Source organism: Pseudomonas batumici (assembly GCF_000820515.1).
Classification (GTDB): domain Bacteria; phylum Pseudomonadota; class Gammaproteobacteria; order Pseudomonadales; family Pseudomonadaceae; genus Aquipseudomonas; species Aquipseudomonas batumici.
Window position 1 is genome coordinate 12611 of record NZ_JXDG01000039.1, and the last position, 20436, is coordinate 33046.

Here is a 20436-nt window from a genome sequence, read left to right on the forward strand (position 1 = left end):
ACGCAGCGGTTGCGCCGCTGGACCTGCAAGTGCCTTGGTGAAGGTAAGTCATGCTTGGATTTCCTGTTGTTATTGTTTTTTCAGGCAAGCCGGGGCCATCGAGAGTCGCTGTGCGTCTCCCGGACAGGGCCTGCGTTATCGATCTGTGCTGCTAATCCGTGCTCTACCAGTGCGCCCCGAAGGTCTCGCGCAGCTCGTCCAGCGCCGCTTGATCGAGCGGTTCGGGCCTGGGGTTGCTCATCAACCAGAGTCGTGCGGTTTCCTCGAGTTCTTCCAGGGCGTAGCTGGCCTTGGAAACCGAACTTTCCCAGACCACCGGCCCCAGCCGTTCGAGCATCACGCCGCGAACGCTGTTGGCCAGTTGGGCGACCTGTTCGGCGACCTTCGGCGAGCCGGGTCGCTGATAGCCGATCAGCGGAATATGCCCGACTTTCATGACCTGATACGGCGTCAGCGGTGGCAGGATGTCGTTGGGTTGCCAGACACCGGCCAGGGTCAAGGCCACCAGGTGGGTGGAATGGGTGTGAACCACGCCGCCAACCCCCGGGTTGCGGTCATAGACCTGGCGATGCAGCGCCAGGGTCTTCGAGGGTTTGTCACCGGACACCCATTCGCCGGCCAGGTTGACCTTGGCAATGGTCGCCGGGTCGAGGCGCCCGAGGCAGACGTCAGTCGGGGTGATCAACCAGCCATCGTCCAGGCGCGCACTGATATTGCCGGCGCTGCCGACGGTATAACCGCGCTGGTAAAGGCTGCGGCCGACCTCGCAGATTTCTTCGCGCAAGGCGTTTTCATTGCTCATTGCGCCTCTCCAGCCTGGGCCAGTTGCTTCAAGGCCTTGTCGAAGAAGTCGCGACCACCGAAGTTGCCGGACTTGAGGGCCAATGCCAGCGGCTCATCGGTCGTGCTGACCGTCGCCGGCACCCCCGGATCGATCTGCGCACCGATCCGCAGCAGTTGCACACCCAAGGCCTGAACCACGGCGCCCGAGGTTTCGCCACCGGCAATCACGAAGCGCCGCACGCCGCTCTGACGCAGCCCCCGGGCGATTTCGCCGAAGGCGTTTTCCACCAGGCTACCGGCCTGTTCGACACCCAACTGCTGTTGCACCGCCTTGACCTCTTCCGGCGAACTGGTGGCATAGATCAGGACGGTTTCACTGTTATTTCGGGCGAAGGCCAAAGCTTGCGCCACGACCGGCTCACCGGCGGCCAAGGCCAGCGGATCGATACGCAGTGCCGGTCGACCGGCTTCGAGCCAGGCGGCCACTTGCCCGTTGGTCGCCACTGAAGCGCTACCGGCCAACACCACTTCATCACCGTAGACCGGCGGCAGCTCCGACGCATCGAGCTCGCGCAACTTGCCGGCGCGGCGGAAGTTGTCCGGCAAGCCCAGGGCCAGTCCCGAGCCGCCGGTCAGCAACGGCAAGTCCGCACAGGCCGCGCCCAGGGTGTACAGATCATGGTTCGACAAGGCATCGGCGATCGCGATGCCGACACCCTGCCCGCGCAATTCGGCGATTCGCGCGCGCACCTGTTCGACCCCTTGGGCAATGCTGTCGTAACGCAACAAGCCGACATCCAGGTCAGTCTGCGATTGCAGCACCCGGATCAGGTTGGCATCGGTCATCGGCGTCAAGGGATGATGCTGCATGCCCGACTCGTTGAGCAGTTGATCCTGGACAAACAAGTGGCCACGAAAGATCGTCCGGCCATTTTCCGGAAACGCCGGGCACGCCAGGGTGAAGTCACTGCCCAGGGCCGCCAGCAGCGCTTCGCTGACCTGACCGATATTGCCGGCCGCCGTGGAGTCGAACGTTGAACAGTATTTGAAAAAGATCTGCTCGCAACCTTGTTCACGCAGCCAGGTCAGTGCCGCGAGGGACGCTTCGACCGCCTCGGCAACCGGTGTGGTACGTGACTTCAGGGCAATGACAATCGCATCGGCGTCGATCCCGGCGGCGACTTCGCGGCTCGGGATACCGATGCTCTGTACGGTGCGCATACCGCCGCGCACCAGCATGTTGGCAAGGTCAGTGGCGCCGGTGAAATCGTCGGCGATGCAGCCCAGTAATGGACGGGAGTTCATGGTGCGGTCCTCAAACAGGCTCGGTCTTGGCCGTCGGCAACTGGATGCCCGGGAAAATCTTGATCACTGCCGAGTCGTCCTCGCGGCCGAAACCGGCGCTGGAAGCCTGCATGAACATCTGGTGGGCCGTGGCCGACAGCGGCAGCGGGAATTTGCTGGCGCGCGCGGTATCCAGCACCAGGCCCAGGTCCTTGACGAAAATATCCACCGCGGACAACGGCGTGTAGTCGGCCTTGAGAATGTGCGGCACGCGGTTTTCGAACATCCAGGAGTTACCGGCGCTATGGGTGATCACTTCGTAGAGCGCGTCGGCATCGACCCCTTCACGCAGCCCCAACGCCATGGCCTCGGCGGAGGCCGCGATGTGCACGCCGGCCAGGAGCTGGTTGATGATCTTGACCTTCGAGCCCAGGCCATGGGCGTCACCCAGGCGATAGACCTTGCCGGCCATGCCCGCGAGAATCGCCTCGGCCTTGGCGTAAGCCGCCTGCGGGCCCGAGGTCATCATGGTCATCTCGCCGGCGGCGGCCTTGGCCGCGCCGCCGGAGATCGGCGCATCCAGGTACAGCAGGCCCTTCTCGGCCAGGCGCTGGCCAAGATCGACCGCATAGGTAGGCGCCACGGTGGCACAGCCGATGACCAGGCTGCCAGGACGCAGCGCGGCCACGGCGCCGCCTTCGCCAAACAGTACGGTCTCGGTCTGCTCGGCATTCACCACCACCGTGATGATCACCTCGCACTCGCCGGCCATGTGTGCGGGCGAAGTGCATGCCACCCCACCCTCACCGGCAAACTGCTCCGTCACCGCCGCCCGCACATCACAGGCATGCACCTGGAAACCACTGCGCAACAGCGAGCGGGCAATGCCCAGCCCCATCGCGCCCAAACCGACCACACCGACATTCTTGTTATTCATGAGGGGACTCCATCAAGTTGAGCGGATAATCCCCCAATGAACAGAATATGTGAAGTATTTTTTCAAAATAACATTTTTTAACATCGTTTTTGAAAGACCGCCCAAGGGGCAAGGACCCGCCCCCTGCCCCCTGCCCCCTGCCGGCCTGGGGTCTGTACGAGAACTCGCCGAGCGGCGATCAGGCAAGGCAAAAACAGGCGAGGAAGCGGAGTGTAGGGGCCTACATGAGCATTCCGAGCCTGTTTTTAACGCAGCATGGTCGTCGCGCAGGCAGTTATCGTACAGAGCCTAGGTCCTGAAGCGCCCCACGGTCTGATGCAGGCTGCCGGCCATCCGGGCCAATTCCAGACCGGCGGTGTGAGTCTGCCGGGCCCCCAGCGAGACCTGCTCGGACAGGTTGCGAATGCCCACCAGGTTGCGATCCACCTCGCGCGCCACCAGGGCCTGCTGCTCCGTGGCACTGGCGATCATCAGGTTGCGTTCATTGATCTGCGAGATCGACCGGGTGATCTCTTCCAGTGCCTCGCCGGAGCGTTGCGCAACCTCCAGGGTGGTCTGCACCAGGTGGCTGCTGCTCTGCATGGCGCTCACCGCGTGCCCGGTGTCGAGCCGCACGTTGCCGATCATCTGCTCGATTTCCTCGGTCGACACCCGGGTACGATGGGCCAGCGCCCGCACCTCATCGGCGACCACCGCGAAACCCCGTCCGGCATCACCGGCACGGGCCGCTTCAATCGCCGCGTTGAGGGCCAGCAGATTGGTCTGCTCGGCAATGCTGCGAATCACCTCCAGCACCGTGCTGATGTCCTGCACACGTCCGGCCAGATGCTGGATACGCTGCGAGGTATCCGTCATGCCGTCCGCCAGCATCCCTATCGAGGCCACCGTTTCCTGCACCTGCTCACGGCCACGCTGCGCGGTTTGCTCCGACACCCGGGACGCCTCGCTGGTGCTGACCGCATTGCGGGCGACCTCGTCGACGGCGGCGCTCATCTGATTGACCGCGGCAGCGGCCTGCTCGATCTCCTGGCCCTGCAACTGCAAACTGCTACTGGTCTGGCTGCTGACCGCGCTCAACTCTTCGGACGAACTGGCCACCTGATCGACCGACACGGCGATGTGCCGGACCATCGTGTTCAGGCTTTGCTGCATCTGCTGCATGCTTATCATCATGTTGTCGCCAGCATTGGCACTCACGGGCACGTGAATCGTCAGGTCGCCTTGCGCGATCTGACTCAATACCCGCGCCGCATCATCGGGCTCGCCCCCCAAGGGCCGGGTGACACTGCGCGTGACGATCACCGCGGCGGCGATGACCGAGACCAGGCAGAACACGAACAAGCCCAGCATGTTCAGGCGGGCATCGCTGTACAGCGCCTGCGCCGACCGCTCACGATCGACGAAGATCTGCCCTTGCAGAGCCATCAGGGCGTCCAGGCTTTGATAGACCTGCTGTTCGGCAGGGACGACTTGCTGTTTGAGCTGTGTCATCGCGGCCTCGAAAGCCCCTTGCCGGATCAACACCTGCACCTGGGTGAACGCGGCGACGTAGGCCTCGCGATGTTTTTTCAGGACCGCATAGGCGGCCTTGCCTTCTGGCAGGTAGAACAGCGGCTCGAGGGTTTCAAGTGCCTGGGTGATCCGTTTCCTGGTGGTATCGATCGACTGTTGGGCTTGCTGATTATCCTTGTCGATCAGCAGATCCCGGGTGTTCCTGGCGTTGTCCCGCACACCGGTGGCAATGACCATGATCGGATCGATCTTCGGCCAGTCCTGTTTGACGATCACTATTGCCTGTTCCTTGAGCGTCGCCAGATCGTGCAACGCATACAACGCCTGTCCTGTCAGTAACAACGGCGCAATGGCAAAGCCGATGACGATACGCTGTGCCGTGCTTAGCTTGGCCATCTCAAATGCTCCCCGATTAATACCTGCCCGATGGGCAGCGCATTTGAAAACTTCATGCCCCATAAGCCCCGGACTCACTGTGCCCCGGGTCGTTTCAATGGCCGCGAATGTAGTGCTCCAGTTGCCGGATCAGGTCGGCCTGCTCGGCGATGGCTTCCTTGACCAGATCGCCGATCGACAACAGGCCAATCAGTTGATCGCCGTCCATCACCGGCAGATGGCGCAGATGACTGTCGGTCATGACCGCCATGCAACGCTCGATGCTCTGCTGACTGTCTGCCGTCACCACCGGCGCACTCATGATGTCCCTAACCTGCGTCCCGACCGAAGAGCGCCCCTGCAAAATGACCTTGCGTGCATAGTCGCGCTCACTGATCACGCCGATCACCTGCCCCGCCTCTATGACGGGCAGAGCGCCGACGTTCTTTTCGGCCATCATCTTCAGCGCTTCCAGCACCATCTGGTCTGGCGCGATGCTATGCACCTGCTGGTTTTGCACGACCTTGAGCTTGAGCAGTTGCGCGGCTGTTTTCATAGGGGCCTCCAATACTGTTCACGGTTAAAAAGGCAAAAAAAAGCGCCTGAAACCTTGCGGTTCCAGGCGCCTTTGCCTGTTCTTTCTCGGTGCTGAAACCAGGCGTTCATGCCTGGTCACCAAGGTTGCCCTGACCTGTTCGGCCAATCGATCGTCGTTGACCGAGGGGGCTGTTCCCAGAAATATGTGCAGCCTTTGTGCCAGTCGGCAACGCAGAGACGCCAAGGCGAATTGACGGGACAATCACTCGGAACGCTTGGGCTGGCGGAGGCGAAAGCTCATTGCTCCGCCTCCGACTGGTGCAAGTCATGCCCCATGACGCATTATAAAAGTGCATGGATCGAGACTGGCCTGATGACTGCTTCCACGGCCAAGTAGTTGAACAGCAAATCCGTTAGTATTTCTTTGCGCTCGCCCCCATTGCCTCCCAGCAGGAAATCACCATGCAACTCGAATGGCTCGAAGACTTTATCGAACTGGCTCGCACTCGCAGCCTGTCTCGTGCCGCCGAGATCCGTTGCGTGACACATCCCGCATTCGGCCGGCGTATTCGCGCGTTGGAGGAATGGGTCGGCACTTCGCTGATCGAACGCAAGCAACCGCTGTCCTTGACGCCCGGCGGCCTGCTGTTCCTGGAAGCCGCAACGCAATCGGTGGAGTTGCTGGCCGCGGTGCGGGCACAGTTCCAGGGGGGCGGATTGAGCCGCGATGAGCCGGTGCGCATTGCCACGGGACGAACCCTGGCCAGTGATTTCTTCCCCGACTGGTACGCGTCTCTGAACCCACAGTTCGGCTGCTTCCCCGTCTCCCTGGTGACCAGCGGTGCGCAGGAAGCGATCATGAAGTTGTCGGCCGGCGACGTGGACTTGCTGTTGAGCTTTTCCAGCCCGCTGACCCAGGTCCTGATCGATCCGGAGCGTTTCGACTCGTTGGTGCTCGCCAACGAAGAGCTGCTACCGGTCAGTGCCCCGGACGCCCATGGACAACCCCTGTTCCATATTTCCGCCCACAGCAGCGCGCAGACCATCCCCTGGCTGGCGTTCTCGCCGACCCTCGCCCTGCGCGGAGTACTCGCCCAGCACTTGGCACGCCTGCCCCAGCGGTTGGCGTTGCGCATGATCTATCAAGCGGACTCCTACGAGGCCATTCTGGAAATGGCCAAGCGCGGCAGTGGCCTCGCCTGGCTGCCACGAATGGTCGCCAAAGGTGCCCTGGCATCCGGCGAGTTGCTGATCGCCGGCGGTCCGGAGTTTCAGATCAGCTTCGACGTGTCCTTGCATCGCCTGCGCTCCAATCAGAGCGAACGGGCGATGAAGATATGGCAGGGTCTGCTGTTGCGGCATGCGGGGCACGGATCGAATCACGACACCAACCTGGCATGACCGCCCTCTCAAACGTGCACTGATTACGGGCACACGAAAAAAAGATCAGCGCTCCGATGATCCTGAAAAGGCCATGCCGACAGGCGTGTGCGCAATCAGCTCAAGGATGTGCCGAAACAGCAATTGCCATCACCCAAGGCTTGATTCAATTTCGACTCCGGGCCGGACAGCCATGAAGGCGCAGATCTTCACCCGCTGTCCGGTTGTTTTCACCCATAACAATGACTGCCATCGATGTCATCGAACCGCACCGCGGCTCGCTGAATACGATAGACAACTGTGAAACAGACCCGGAACTCTCTCATGACCACTCAATCATCCATCGTGCATTCGGCACAGGTTTCAACCCAGCGAGGCCCTTGGAAGGAAATCGTCGCCGCCAGTATCGGCAATGCCCTGGAATTCTATGACTTGTTGATCTATGGCTATTTCGCGGTGGTGATCGGGAAGCTGTTTTTCCCGTCGAACAACGAAACCACTTCACTCCTGCTCAGCGTCGGTTCCTTCGGCATCTCCTTTTTGATGCGCCCGCTGGGTGCCATCGTGCTGGGCACCTATGCCGACCGGGTGGGGCGCAAGGCCTCGCTGACGATGTCGATCCTGATCATGATGCTCGGCACCGCACTGATCACCTTTGTCCCCTCCTATGAGCAGATCGGCCTGACCGCGCCGCTGCTGATTATCGTTGCGCGCATGCTGCAGGGTTTTTCCACCGGCGGGGAGTTCGGCGCCGCGACCGCCTTCATGATCGAGCACGCCGATGCCAAACGACGTGGTTTCTTCGCCAGCTGGCAGTTGTCGACCCAGGGCCTGGCGACGGTGTTGGCGGCCGGGGTCAGCGCGTTGCTCAGCTACCTGTTGTCGGATGTGCAATTGAATGCCTGGGGCTGGCGCGTCGCTTTCGCCGTGGGCCTGCTGATCGGGCCAGTGGGTTTCTACATCCGCAGCCAGATCGATGAAACCCCGGATTTCCAGAAGACCGTGGCGAACGTGCAGAAGAAAACCCCACTGCGCGATGTGTTGATCAAAGGTCATGTCAGCCTGCTGCTGGCCATCGGGGTGGTCGCGGGTGCAACGGCATTCAACTACGTACACAAGCTTTACATGCCGACCTATGCCTTGAAGCAATTGCACATCGCGGCCACGTCCTCGTACCTCGGGGCGCTGGTGACCGGAGCTACCCTGATGATCATGGCGCCGGTGTTCGGCGGCCTCTCGGATCGCCATGGTCGGTTTCGGGTGCTGAGCGTCGCCCTGCTGATTACCGGTTTGTCGTCCTACCCGATGTTTCTGCTGCTCAACACCTTTCCCAGTGTCTCGGTCCTGCTGTTGGTGCAGGCCATCGTTGGCATCTTGATCGCCGCGTGCCTGGGACCGATCCCGGCGATGCTGGCCGACATATTCCCCACCAGCATCCGGGGTACTGGCCTCGCGCTCAGCTACAACTTTTCGATCACCCTGTTTGGTGGTTTCGCCCCACTGATCGTGACCTGGATGATCGATGCCACCGGCAACAAGCTGGCGCCCAGCTTCTACGTCATGGCGACTGCGCTGATCAGCGTCATCGCCGTGGTCAGCCTTGGCCGCCGCATGCAGCGCAACACCTCGAGCTGACCTTCAGCCGCTCCCTTCCTTTTTCAGTAAAAACCATCGTCCATGCCGCGCCTGCAGGTTGCACGGCAAGCGAAAGCTATTGTCTGTCGGAGACCGAAATGAAGACCCTTGAACAAGTTCGTGCGTCCCTGAAACCGTACCCGGTGGAGGTTGAATTCCCCGATATCCGCCCATGGAAAACCGGTAACTGCGGGGTCGACTACGTCCACAGCTTCGACAGTGGCGTACCCGGACCGCACGTGATGATCATGGCGCTGACCCATGGCAACGAAGTCAGCGGCGCTATTGCCGTGGACGCGTTCCTACGCAGTGGCTTGCGCCCTCGCCAGGGCCGCTTGAGCCTGGGCTTCGGCAACGTCGAGGCTTATCACCGCTTCGACCCACAGGACATCGATGCGACCCGTTACCTCGACGAAGACATGAATCGCGTCTGGCTACCCGCGAAGCTCGACAGTGAGCAGCAGTCCCTCGAACTGCGCCGGGCCCGCGAACTGCGCCCCTTCATTGACAGCGTCGACCTGTTGCTTGACATCCACTCGATGCATGAAGAGTCCGCGCCGCTGATGATGTGCGGTGCACGCACCAAGGGCCTGGAGTTCGCCGCAACGCTGGGAGTGCCGGCAACCGTCGTCGTCGATGCCGGTCACGCCAACGGTCGTCGCCTGCGTGATTACGCTGATTTCAACGATGCCGCCAGCAGGAAGAACGCATTGCTGGTCGAGACCGGCCAGCACTTTTCGCAACGCAGCCGGCAGGTCGCACTGGATGTGGCGGCGCGCTTTCTGATCACCACCCAGGCGGTGTCCGAAGAAGACGTCGCAGCGTTTCTCAGCCCCCGTGAACCCGGACCTCAGCGCTTCCTCCAGGTCACTGAGCCGGTGGTCGCCAACAGCATGGACTTTAACTTTGTCGAGGACTTCCGCGGACTGGAGCTGATCGCCCGTGCTGGAACGGTCATCGCTCGGGACGGTGATCAGGAGATCGTCACGCCCTATGACAACTGCGTGCTGGTCCAGCCGTCGCTCAGGCATCTCAGCCCTGGCGTCACCGTCGTAAGACTGGCCAAGGTGCTGGATATCCCGCACTAGCACCCGTCCTCGCAAATCCCACTCTCCCCCCTTCCCCCTTGCTACGACTGGAGATGCGTTGAATGAAAAAAATGCCATGGATCATCATGATGGGCGCAGGCACCGTCAGCCCGCTCATGAGTGGATGGGTGCAAGCCGCCGGGTTCATCGAGGACAGTCACGCCGACCTGACCTTGCGCAACTTTTACATCAGTAACGATACCCGCAACAGCACGACGCCGAACATCAAGGAGTGGGCACAGGGCTTCATGCTCAATTATCAGTCCGGTTTCACCCAGGGCACCCTCGGCTTCGGCGTCGATGCCCTTGGTTTGTTGGGCATGAAACTGGATTCGGGTGGCAATGCAACCAAGGCCGGCCGCGACCGCACCCCAGGTGTATTGGAGCCTCTGAGCAACGGCAGCCCGGTAGATGAATACGCCAGCCTCGGGTTGGCGGCCAAGATGAAACTCTCCAAAACCGAATTTCGCTACGGAACGCTACAACCGAAACTACCGGTCATCTATGCCAACGACGGTCGTTTGCTGCCACAAACGTTCGAGGGCGGCCAGGTTACCAGCAAGGAAATCGACAATCTCACGTTGGTCGGCGGGCGCCTGGAGCACGCCAAGGCCCGGGCGTCCACCGATAATCAGGCGCTGTCGATCGGTGGCGCGGGTAATGTGCCCGGCACCAGCAACCTGCGCCGCAGCAACGCCTTCTACTACGCAGGTGGCGATTACCAGGTCAGCAAAAACCTGCTCGCCCAGTACTACTACGGCGAACTGGATAATTTTTACCAACAACACTTTTTTGGCCTCACTCACACGCTACCGCTGCCGGTGGGCTCGTTCAAATCGGACCTGCGCTATTTCGTGAGTGATTCGGATGGCAAGAACGGCAGCACCGCTGGCCGCGCCGAGGGTTACACCAGTACCGGCTACTACGGTAACGGCGTCACTCACGGCAAGGTCGATAACGACCTGTTCAGCTCGTTGTTCACCTACAGCCTTTCCGGCCACGCGTTCAGCCTCGGTTACCAGAAATCCTCGGGGGATAGCGCCATGCCGTTCATCAACCAAGGCGATGGCGCCAGCGTTTATCTCAACACCGATCGCCTGGTCAGCAACTTCACCCGTGCTGGCGAACGCACCTGGATCGGCCAGTACGCTTATGACTTTGCCGCCCTTGGCGTGCCAGGGCTGACCAGTACAGTGTCCTACTACAAGGGCGACCAGATCGCTTCGGCGACCGGTGGACTCCGGGAGTGGGAGCGTGACCTGATCATCGCCTACGTACTGCCCGATGGTCCGCTCAAGGGGTTGGGCGTGACCTGGCGCAACGCCACCTATCGCAGCCAGGCGGCGATCGGTACCGCCGATGCCGACCATAACCGACTGATGATCAGCTATAGCTTGCCGCTGTTCTGATTCCCCCCTGATTTCAAAATACCCAATGCCTGCGGACGGTACCCGGCTGCCCGCAGGTTTCATCGGCTCGTTCGTAGCCGATTTATCGAGGAGGTGTGCCGATGAAAGGCCTGGGTTTCAGTCGCAAAATATTGATCGCCGCCGCCCTGATCGTCATCGTGGTCTTCAGTGCTTTCATCTACGTCAGCGACTATCGGCAGCGGCAAACCTTGCGCGGCGATGTTGACGCGAAGTTACAGCAGTTGGGCAGGCTGACCGCCCACGATATTCAGGCCTGGCTGGAAAGCCGCATGCAGTTGATCCAGACACTGGGCCAACGACTCAACGTCGAGGGGACTGACAAGGCCACCCTGCTCAAGGCCATCGACTTGCCGGTCTATGCAGAAAACTTCCAGCTGATTTCATACGGTGGTAGCGACGGCTCGATGTTTTCATTGCCGGAAAGTGTGCGCGCCGCAGACTATGACCCCAGGGTGCGCAGTTGGTACAAGGCGGCGCAGGACAAGCAACAGACCGTATTTACCGAACCCTACGTCGCGGCTTCTTCGGGAAAGCTGGTGATGACCGTGGCGACGCCTGTGAAGTATCAAGACCGCTCCGGCGTGGCCTGTGCCAACCTGTCCCTCGACGCCTTGAGCAAGATGATCAACACCCTGGATTTCGGCGGGCATGGTTACGCCTTCATCGTCAGCGCCGACGGCAAGGTGCTGGTCCATCCGGACAACCAGTACATCCTCAAGGGCCTCAAGGAGGTCTTCCCACAGGGCACGCCGGCACCCACTTCAGGCGTCCGTGAAATCCGCAGCGGCAGCGGCTCGCAGTTCGTCTCCTTCACCCCTGTCGAGGGAGTGCCTTCGGCCAATTGGTACGTGGTGATGGTCATCGACCAACAGGCGGCGTTCTCGATGCTGGGTGAGTTACGCACCCTGGCGATCACCGCCACCTTGATAGCGGTCGCCATCATCATCCTGTTGCTCGGTGTGTTGATCCGTTGGCTGATGCGGCCGCTGCACACCATGGGACGAGCCTTGGAAGACATCGCCAATGGCGAAGGCGACCTGACCCAGCGCCTGCCGATCAACTCCCGTGATGAGTTCGGGACACTGGCACAGTCGTTCAATCGCTTTCTGGCATTCATTCAAGGCTCCATTCGCGAGGTGGCGAGCACCAGTGCCAGCCTCAATCACGTCGCGACGTTGGTGACCCGGGTGTCGAGCACTTCGATGAGCCATTCCGATGAGCAGGCGGCACGCACCGAGAGCGTGGTATCGGCGATCCATCAACTGGGCGCGGCATCTTCTGAGATCGCCCGCAATGCGGCGCTGGCGTCGCAAAGCTCCAATGACGCTCGGCAGTTGGCCGATGACGGTCAAAACGTTGTCGAAACGACCATCGAGGCGATCAATCGGCTGTCGAGAAATATCGACAAGTCGCGTATTACCATCGAGCAGCTCGCCACCCAGACTGCCGACATCGGGCAGATTCTCGAGGTCATCACCAGCATATCGCGGCAAACCAACCTGCTGGCGTTGAACGCGGCCATTGAGGCGGCACGTGCCGGGGAAGCCGGCAGAGGCTTTGCCGTGGTCGCCGATGAAGTGCGCAACCTGGCACATCGCACCCAGGACTCGGCGCAACAAGTGCACACCTTGATCGAGCAGTTGCAAATCGGCGCACAAGCCGCCGTGGTGACCATGACCGAGAGCCAGCGCGAAAGCGAGACCAGCGTGACGGTAGCCAACCAGGCGGGGGAACGCCTGGGTCGGGTTGCCCGGCGCATCGGTGAAATAGATGCGATGAACCAGTCTGTCGCGGCCGCCACGGAGGAGCAGACGGCGGTGGTGCTCTCGATCAACGACGACATGGCGCAGATAGATGTCTTGAACCATCACGGCGTGACGAACTTGCATTCGACGCTCAATGCCTGCGTTGATCTGGAGCGTGAGGCCGTCAGGCTGCAGCACCTGGTGACACACTTCAAGATATGACGGTTTGCCGGGGTGCTGCCATGCGGGTGACACCTCGTTGAACGCGTCTCAGTAGTCGACCCAGACCCCACCGCCATTGGCCGACTGGACACAGCGCTCGACCCAACGGACGCCTTCGACACCGGCATGGATATCCGGGTAACGCAGTGTCGCCAGCCGTTGCTGATCGCCACGGTCGGCAGCGTCCATGGCCAGGGCGAAACGGTAGTAGAGGTTGGCCCAGGCCTCGAAGAGCCCTTCCGGGTGCCCGGCGCCGATCCGGTCATCGAGCAATGCCTGCGGATGCAGGTAGCCCATCCCGCGCTCCAGCACCTGGGCGGGTTTGCCCTGGACTTCGAAGGACAGTTGGTTCGGCCGCTCGTCCCACCATTCAAGGCTGGCCCTGGAACCGATCACGCGAATCTTCTGGCCATGCATGGAGCCGGCGTTCACCGCGCTTGACCAGACACTGCCCGTGGCCCCGCCTTCGTACTCCATCAGTGTGTAGGCGTTGTCCTCGAGCGGCGCGCGGCTTTTGACAAAGCTCTGGCGCGTGCACAGCAACCTTATGATCTTGAGCTCGGGCAGCATCACTTCCGACAGGTACAGCGGATGGGTGCCGACATCGCCCAACACATAGCTGGGGCCGGCAAGGCGCGGATCGACTCGCCATTGAGCGGCCTGGCTTTGCGTCTCCACCGGCTCGCAATGGAAACCATGGGCAAACTGCAGGTGCACCATGCGGATGTCGCCCAGTTCGCCCGCGGCAATCATTTCCCGGGCCTGCTCGATCAGTTGATGCCCTGCGTAGCCGTAGGTCACCCCGACAATCCGGTTTCTGGACAGGGCGATTTCCCGCAGGGTCTGCGCCTCTTCAAGGGTGAAGCACAACGGTTTTTCGCAGACCACATGCAGCCCCGCTTCCAGAGCCGCTTTGGTGATCGCGAAATGGGTACCGTTGGGGGTCGCCACGGAAACCGCCTGGATGCCATCGGGCCGCCCGGCCTCCCCGGCAAACAGGCTGCGATAGTCGGTATAGCAGCGTTCGGGGTCGACCCCCAGCTCGATACCGAAGGCCCGACCTCGCTGCGGATCCAGGTCGAAGGCGCCGGCCACCAGCGCGAACGACTGGTCACGCAATGCCGCGCTGCGGTGGATGTAGCCGATCTGACTGTCGCGTCCGCCGCCTACCATGGCCCAACGCAGAGGTTGGGAAATACGCTTGCTGCCATTGATCATCGATAAGTCCTTCGCGTGGGAGAAATCAGAAACCGACCTGGGCAAGGTAGGCGCGGCTGGCTGCAACATCGCGCAGGCTGCCATGGGCATTACGCGGATCGCGTTCCTGCTCGACCGTGATGTAGCCCTGGTAACCGAGCTCGGTAATCAGCTCACGCAAGGCGTGATAGTCGATGACACCTTGGCCGATCGGGCACATCACGCCCTTGGCGCAGGCGGCGAAAAAGCTGATGTGTTCGCCCAGCACCTGATCGAACACGGCCTGGTCGATGTCCTTGAAATGCAGGTAATCGAGGCGATCGGCGTATTGGCGCAAGGTCTGCACCGGGTCCATGCCGGCGTAATAAAGATGACCGGTGTCCAGGCACAACCCGGCGACTTCATGGGGAATGTCGGCGACCAGTTGCGCCAGTTCGTCGGCGAATTCGATGTAGCCGCCGGCATGGGGGTGGATCACCGTGCGCACGCCGAACGCCGACCAGGCCAGATCGGCAATGGCCCGGATATGGCTCATCATGCCCGCCCAGGCGGCGGGCGCCAGGCGCGGCGCACGCGCGGAGTGTCCGGCCGCGTAGTCGCGCACTTCATGCCCCCAATCGATGACCACCAGGCAGGGCATGGCGAAGCGCTGCCCCGGCTCCTTGGGAATCTCCGGCAACTGCTTGAGCAAGGTACAGATATTTCGGGTCTGCTCCAGCAGATTCGGCAGGTTGGCCGGATCGACCAGATTGTCGAAGATCGTACCGGCCACCACCCGCAGCCCCTGCTCGGCGAGCTCTGCGCCCACCACGGTGGCATCGAGCGGCAGGTAACCGTACGGTCCCAGCTCGATGCCGCGATAGCCGGCTTGCGCGGCTTCGCCGAGGACCTGTTGCCACTCGGGCAGATGCGGGTTGTTGACGTCGTCTACGCCCCAGCAACAAGGGGCAGTGGAGATATGAAGGGACATGTCAGGCTCCTGGGATTGTTGTTATGAGGGGCTGTTTGGCTCAGGGAAATCCTAAGTGGCCGGCGTACTCGGCTGCTATAGTCCGTCGGCCATACCTGTCATAACCTGTCAAAACCAACAAGGAAGCTTTCATTTCATGTCAGAGCCCAACCACCCGAGCACTCGCCGTCCGACCATGGAGGATGTCGCCGAGGCCGCGGGCGTCAGCCTGTCCACGGTGGATCGGGTGATGAACCTGCGGGCCAATGTGCGCGCCGATACCGCCCGGCGTATCGCCGAGGCGGCTGCCCGGCTGGGCTTCTACGGTCGCAATGTGATCGAGCAACGCCTGCTTCAGCAGCGCCCGACCGTGCGCCTGGGGTTTCTGCTGCAAAAGCGCGGCGTGGCGTTCTACCAGGGTTTGGCCCGGGCCCTGGGCGAGGCCGCCGCGTCCAGCGTCCGAGCGCAGGTGCGGGTGATGATCCATTACATCGATGACCTCGCCCCGGACGCCACCGCGCAACGCATCCTCAAGCTGCAAGGCGAGGTCGACGCCCTCGGTGTGGTGGCGGCCGATCATCCGGACGTGCGCGAAGCCATGGCGCAGTTGCGGGCCGCCGGCATACCCACTGTTGCCCTGGTGTCGGAACTCAGTGCCTCGGCCCAGGCCAGCTATGTCGGGGTCGACAACCGCTCAATGGGTCGCACCGCGGGCTGGTTCATCAAGCATCTGGCGGCCCAGGCGGGGCCTGTCGCAGTGATGGTGGGCACCCAGCGTTTCCAGTGCCAGGAACTTTGCGAAATGAGCTTCCGCTCCTTCCTTGCCGAGCAATCCCAGGACTGGGAGCTACTGGCGACACGCCTCACCCTGGAGGATGAGGAATTCGCCTATGCCGGCACGCTCGACCTGCTGAGCAGCCAGCCCGACCTGGTCGGCCTGTATGTGGCCGGCGGCGGCATCGAGGGGGTCATCGGCGCCCTGCGCGAACTGCAAGCCCGGAAGATCGCGTTGCCCAGCGTGGTGTGCCACGACCTGACAACGCTCACCCGGGCAGCCCTGCGTGATGGTGTCGTTCAAGCCGTGCTTTCCCATCCGGTCATGGCGCTGGCGCAGACCGCCGTCAAGGCCATGGTGGAGGCGGCGATAGATCCCGCCGCGGATGTCGCCACGAAGTTCACGCTTGCGCTGCAGATCGACGTGCCGGAAAGCCTCTGCTGAATGGCAACACGTGATTAATTAACTCAGCTTATGACTCTATCCCGATTTCAGCGTTCGGCAATCAAGGAAAACTCATCCTACAATCACCGGTGGCGATCATTCTTCCTTCGACACACGTCATTTCGAAATACTGATCCAACTCATTCCCGGAGAGCTATCCCATTATGAGTGCCCTCAACATCAATGGCCGTGACTACACGGTTGATATAGACCCAGGCACCCCCATTCTTTGGGCCTTGCGCGACACGCTGGGCATGACCGGCACCAAGTTCGGCTGCGGCGCCGCCCTGTGCGGTGCGTGCACCGTTCACCTGGATGGTCAGGCCATTCGCTCCTGCGTCACGCCTATCGCAGCCGCCGAGGGTAGGAAGATCACGACGATCGAAGCGACCACCAATGGCAGCGACCCGGTCGGTACCGCCGTACGTGAGGCATGGGTCAAGCACGACGTGGCGCAATGCGGTTACTGCCAGAGCGGTCAGATCATGAGCGCGACGGCCTTCCTCAAGGCCCACCCCAAGGGCAAGCAGCCCTCGGTGGCCGAGATCGACTCGGCCATGGCCGGCAACATCTGCCGCTGCGGCACCTACGCCCGTATCCGAGCTGCGGTGGCTGATGCCGCTAAAGCCCTCGCCTGACCGGAGTTCGCCATGTTCAACGACACCTACCCGGACGAGCTCCCTCACGCGTTGCAACACATGCTTGAGCGTGATCAGGCCGACGGTCCCGCCACACTCCCCCGCCGCAGCTTCCTCAAGATCCTTGGCGTCGGCGGCCTTGCGCTGGGTGCCTTTCCTCACTTGGCCCTGGCGCAACAGGACAGCGGCGTCGCCGCAGGCCCCCTCAAGCCGAATGAGCAACCCTCCGCCTTCGTGCAAATCGCGCCCAATGGAGAGGTCACGGTGACCATCAACCGCTTGGAGTTCGGCCAGGGTGTGCAGACAGGCCTGCCGATGATCCTTGCCGAAGAGCTCGATGCCGACTGGAGCCTCGTGCGCAGTCGCAACGGCACCAGCGATATCGCCTACCAGGACCCGCTCTATGGCATGCATCTCACCGGCGGCTCCAACTCGATCAAGAACAGCTATACCCAGTATCGCGAACTCGGCGCTCGTGCTCGCGCCATGCTGCTTGCCGCGGCTGCAGCACGCTGGAACCTGGACGTGGCGAGCCTGAGCACCCATGCCGGTATGGTGCTCGGCCCGGCGGACCGCAAAGCCAGCTATGGCGAACTGGCCGAGGCCGCGATGGCGCTGCCCGTGCCCGAGAAGATCACGCTCAAGGATCCCAAAAATTTCCGCATCATTGGCCATGCCACCACGCGCATCGATGCCAAGGCCAAGAGCAGTGGCCAGCAGAATTTCGGTATCGATGTGCGCCTGCCAGGGCAACTCACCGCCGTGGTGGCCCGCCCACCGGTGTTCGGCGCCAGGCTCTCCTCTGTAGACGACAGCGCGGCCCGCGCCGTCAAAGGCGTGAAGGCAGTGCTGCGTGTCCCGCTTGATGGGGGGGCTGAAGGCGTGGCAGTCGTGGCCGACGGCTACTGGCAGGCCAAACAAGGGCGTGATGCACTCAAGCTGCAATGGGACACATCGACCGTAGAGAAGGTCGACAGCGAGAAGCAGTTGGCCGACTACCGGGAGCTGGCAGGCCACCCCGGCCCACGCCACTTCGAGGCGGACATGGCGCCGCTGGCAACAGCACCGCATCAACTGGAAGCCGAGTTCGTGTTCCCGTACCTGGCCCATGCGCCCATGGAACCGTTGAACTGTACGGTCCAGCTTTCCGAGGGCCGCGCCGAGTTGTGGGTGGGTACCCAGCTTCCCGGCACCGACAGCGTGGCCGCCGCCCGCGTACTCAATCTCAAGCCCGAGCAGGTTCAGATCAACGTGCAGACGGCTGGCGGCGGCTTTGGTCGGCGTGGCGTAGCCACTAGCGACTTTGTGGTGCTGGCCTGCGAGGTGGCCAAGGCAGCACGAACGGCCGGTTTGAATGTACCGGTGCGCACGCTATGGAGCCGCGAGGACGACATCAAGGGCGGCTATTACCGCCCCATGCACCTGCACCGCGCGCGCATCGGTTTCGACGACAGCGGCAAGGTGCTGGCCTGGGACCACGTATTGGTCGGACAGTCCATCATCACGGGCACCATGTTCGGGGGACGGGTGAAGAACGGCATCGATCCCACGGCGACGGAAGGAATGCGTGATCCCTACCCGCTGCCGATGCGCCTGACCGTGCATCACCCGAAACTCAACGTACCGGTGTTGTGGTGGCGCAGTGTGGGCTCCACCCACACCGCCTTCGTGATGGAGACGTTGATCGATGAGATCGCCCGAACCACGAAGCAGGATCCAGTGGCTTACCGGATGAAACTGTTTGCCGATCAGAGTCCGCGCCATCGCGCGGCGCTGCAATTGGCCGTGGACAAGAGCCAGTATGGTAAACGTGAGCTGCCTGCCGGCCGGGCCTGGGGCGTTGCGGTACACGAGTCTTTCAGTTCGGTGGTGGCCTACGTCGTGGAAGCCTCGGTGCAGAACGGCCGTCCGGTGCTGCACCATGTGACCGCCGGCGTACACTGCAACCTGGCGGTCAACCCGCGCAGCGTTGAAGCCCAGGTGCAAGGTGCTGCCCTTATGGGCTTGTCGATGTGCCTGCCGGGCGGTGCTATCACCCTGAAAGAGGGTGTCGTGCAACAGAGTAATTTTGCTGACTTCAGCGTTCCGCGTATCACCGACATGCCCGAGTTTGCCATCCACATCGTACCCAGCGCCGAGCCACCCACCGGGATGGGCGAGCCCGGCCTGCCCCCCTTGGCCCCCGCCTTTGCGAATGCGATCGCGAGTCTCACGGGTAAGCCGGTGCGTCAGTTGCCCTTCAAACTGGTGTAACGGCACTTGCTCATAGGGTTCTACCTTGACGGACCGTTCGATGATCAGAGGGTCGCTCCCATTCAAAGCTTGGGAGCGACCTCGCTTCGTCAAACCTTGAAATGTTACAGTGGCACTTCCGGGGTTTGCCCTCGATTCAGATCTGATTTATACAACAAGGCCACATGGAAAGTGAAAATAAAAATATTATTCATCGCTTCGCTAGGAGTTTTATCGCTAATTCAAGCATCACTATCCTTCGCGGACAATGTCAATGGGAAAAATCTCTATTCACAGAGATGTGTCATGTGCCACGGAATAGATCTCAAAGGAACAGGACCATTGGCTAATAAAAGCAATCCTCCTACACCTGACCTTACAACATCTACCTTCAAAAAACGACTAAATGATTATCCGGGCGTTATTGTATCATCGATAATACTTCGCCCAAATGGAGATTTGATTCCAAGAACTTTGCAAGAGAATGGTGTAAAGCTATCGCCACACTCTTGGAGCATCAAGGATCTACGCGATTTAAATCAATACATGGGTGGTATGATTTCAAAAAATCGATGAGTTTGAGATAAGCGGCGGGCACAAAAATCCAAGAGCCATTTCAGGGTTCGTTAGAAACAAATTATTCAGAGAAAAGCTGATGAGATATAAGACATGACCAGTGGCTCTCGCTGAATCCTCTTCAAACTTTATAACTTAGAGGGCGACGAGCATTCCCCCAACCCAGTGTTTATGAGTAAGAGAACATGGACCTAAAAAACGATCTGCAGCGAATCGAACTTCAAGAGCAAGCCCTGAAGTTCGAACGCTTCGATAAAACCACGGCTTGGGACCTGGGTACTCGTTTGAAGGCTGCCTGCGAGAAGCAAGGCGTGTCCGCCACCATCGAGGTCAGGCTGGCCCGGGAGACGGTGTTTTTCTACGCGATGCCGGGCACCGCTGCGAGCAACACCGACTGGGCGCGACGCAAGCGCAATGTGGTCGAACTGATGGAACTCAGTTCCTACCGGGTTGGCCGCACCTTTGAGCTGCAGGGAGAGTCACTCGAAAGCTCGATGGGCCTGCCGCTGCGTGATTACGCCGACCACGGCGGCAGCTTCCCGATAGTAGTCCGCACCGTGGGATGCGTGGGGGCAGTCACTGTTTCCGGGCTCCCCCAGCGCGAAGATCATGCACTGGTCGTCCAGGTACTGGCTCAGATGTGTGGCGTTGACCCACGCCAGTTGGCAATGGACAGCCACGAATAACGAAAGCCCGG

The 20436-nt window shown here is 61.2% G+C and carries 17 protein-coding genes and 1 pseudogene; 11 read left to right on the forward strand and 7 right to left on the reverse strand.

The genetic code is table 11. The features are described 5' to 3' along the window. Positions 1 to 163 precede the first annotated feature (163 nt). The 5 genes from otnC to UCMB321_RS14955 all read right to left on the reverse strand — a co-directional run bounded on the left by otnC (position 164) and on the right by UCMB321_RS14955 (position 5447). A complete protein-coding gene (gene otnC, locus UCMB321_RS14935) occupies positions 164 to 802 on the reverse strand; it encodes a 3-oxo-tetronate 4-phosphate decarboxylase (protein WP_040068098.1) in 639 nt (212 codons plus the stop codon). Beyond that, positions 799 to 2088, reverse strand: a complete 1290-nt coding sequence (otnK, locus tag UCMB321_RS14940; protein WP_040068100.1) for a 3-oxo-tetronate kinase — start codon at positions 2086 to 2088, stop codon at positions 799 to 801. Before otnK ends, otnC begins: the two co-directional genes overlap by 4 nt. 10 nt (positions 2089 to 2098) lie before the next feature. After that, on the reverse strand, positions 2099 to 3004 hold the full coding sequence (ltnD, locus tag UCMB321_RS14945; protein ID WP_040068102.1) for an L-threonate dehydrogenase: 906 nt from the start codon (positions 3002 to 3004) through the stop codon (positions 2099 to 2101). Between the two features lie 288 nt (positions 3005 to 3292). Then, on the reverse strand, positions 3293 to 4912 hold the full coding sequence (locus UCMB321_RS14950; RefSeq protein ID WP_040068103.1) for a methyl-accepting chemotaxis protein: 1620 nt from the start codon (positions 4910 to 4912) through the stop codon (positions 3293 to 3295). A gap of 94 nt (positions 4913 to 5006) precedes the next feature. Next, a complete protein-coding gene (locus tag UCMB321_RS14955; protein WP_040068105.1) occupies positions 5007 to 5447 on the reverse strand; it encodes a CBS domain-containing protein in 441 nt (146 codons plus the stop codon). A 443-nt stretch (positions 5448 to 5890) separates the two neighbouring features. On the opposite strand from UCMB321_RS14955, the gene UCMB321_RS14960 reads away from it, so the two are divergent. From UCMB321_RS14960 to UCMB321_RS31775, 6 genes and pseudogenes are all read left to right on the forward strand, one after another. After that, positions 5891 to 6829, forward strand: a complete 939-nt coding sequence (locus UCMB321_RS14960) for a LysR substrate-binding domain-containing protein (RefSeq protein WP_040068107.1) — start codon at positions 5891 to 5893, stop codon at positions 6827 to 6829. 303 nt (positions 6830 to 7132) lie between these two features. Beyond that, positions 7133 to 8443 carry an MFS transporter gene (locus tag UCMB321_RS14965; protein WP_040068109.1) on the forward strand — a complete coding sequence of 437 codons (1311 nt, stop codon included), beginning with the start codon at positions 7133 to 7135 and terminating at the stop codon, positions 8441 to 8443. 98 nt (positions 8444 to 8541) lie between these two features. Next, complete coding sequence (locus tag UCMB321_RS14970) at positions 8542 to 9531, forward strand: M14 family metallopeptidase (protein ID WP_040068111.1); 990 nt, start codon at positions 8542 to 8544, stop codon at positions 9529 to 9531. A 62-nt stretch (positions 9532 to 9593) separates the two neighbouring features. After that, complete coding sequence (locus UCMB321_RS14975; protein WP_040068114.1) at positions 9594 to 10940, forward strand: OprD family porin; 1347 nt, start codon at positions 9594 to 9596, stop codon at positions 10938 to 10940. Between the two features lie 101 nt (positions 10941 to 11041). Next, positions 11042 to 12058: pseudogene (locus UCMB321_RS31770) on the forward strand (HAMP domain-containing protein); the annotation flags it as partial. 105 nt (positions 12059 to 12163) lie between these two features. Further along, positions 12164 to 12928, forward strand: coding sequence for a methyl-accepting chemotaxis protein (locus UCMB321_RS31775; RefSeq protein ID WP_425338571.1), 765 nt, complete (start codon positions 12164 to 12166; stop codon positions 12926 to 12928). 48 nt (positions 12929 to 12976) lie between these two features. Here the strand turns inward: UCMB321_RS31775 and UCMB321_RS14985 are convergent, their stop codons facing one another. After that, positions 12977 to 14146, reverse strand: coding sequence for a Gfo/Idh/MocA family protein (locus UCMB321_RS14985; protein ID WP_040068119.1), 1170 nt, complete (start codon positions 14144 to 14146; stop codon positions 12977 to 12979). 25 nt (positions 14147 to 14171) lie between these two features. Beyond that, on the reverse strand, positions 14172 to 15095 hold the full coding sequence (locus UCMB321_RS14990; RefSeq protein WP_040068122.1) for a sugar phosphate isomerase/epimerase family protein: 924 nt from the start codon (positions 15093 to 15095) through the stop codon (positions 14172 to 14174). A gap of 136 nt (positions 15096 to 15231) precedes the next feature. On the opposite strand from UCMB321_RS14990, the gene UCMB321_RS14995 reads away from it, so the two are divergent. From UCMB321_RS14995 to UCMB321_RS15010, 5 genes are all read left to right on the forward strand, one after another. Next, on the forward strand, positions 15232 to 16293 hold the full coding sequence (locus UCMB321_RS14995) for a LacI family DNA-binding transcriptional regulator (protein WP_157015956.1): 1062 nt from the start codon (positions 15232 to 15234) through the stop codon (positions 16291 to 16293). Between the two features lie 164 nt (positions 16294 to 16457). After that, positions 16458 to 16931 (forward strand): (2Fe-2S)-binding protein, encoded by a 474-nt coding sequence (locus UCMB321_RS15000; RefSeq protein WP_040068126.1) that lies wholly within the window; start codon positions 16458 to 16460, stop codon positions 16929 to 16931. Between the two features lie 12 nt (positions 16932 to 16943). Further along, positions 16944 to 19184, forward strand: coding sequence for a xanthine dehydrogenase family protein molybdopterin-binding subunit (locus UCMB321_RS15005; protein ID WP_040068128.1), 2241 nt, complete (start codon positions 16944 to 16946; stop codon positions 19182 to 19184). Between the two features lie 171 nt (positions 19185 to 19355). Beyond that, positions 19356 to 19739 (forward strand): c-type cytochrome, encoded by a 384-nt coding sequence (locus tag UCMB321_RS30105; protein WP_084615039.1) that lies wholly within the window; start codon positions 19356 to 19358, stop codon positions 19737 to 19739. 185 nt (positions 19740 to 19924) lie between these two features. Next, the gene (locus UCMB321_RS15010) at positions 19925 to 20425 is read left to right on the forward strand and encodes a heme-degrading domain-containing protein (RefSeq protein ID WP_040068131.1); all 501 of its coding nucleotides are present in this window, start codon (positions 19925 to 19927) and stop codon (positions 20423 to 20425) included. The last annotated feature ends 11 nt before the right edge of the window (positions 20426 to 20436 follow it).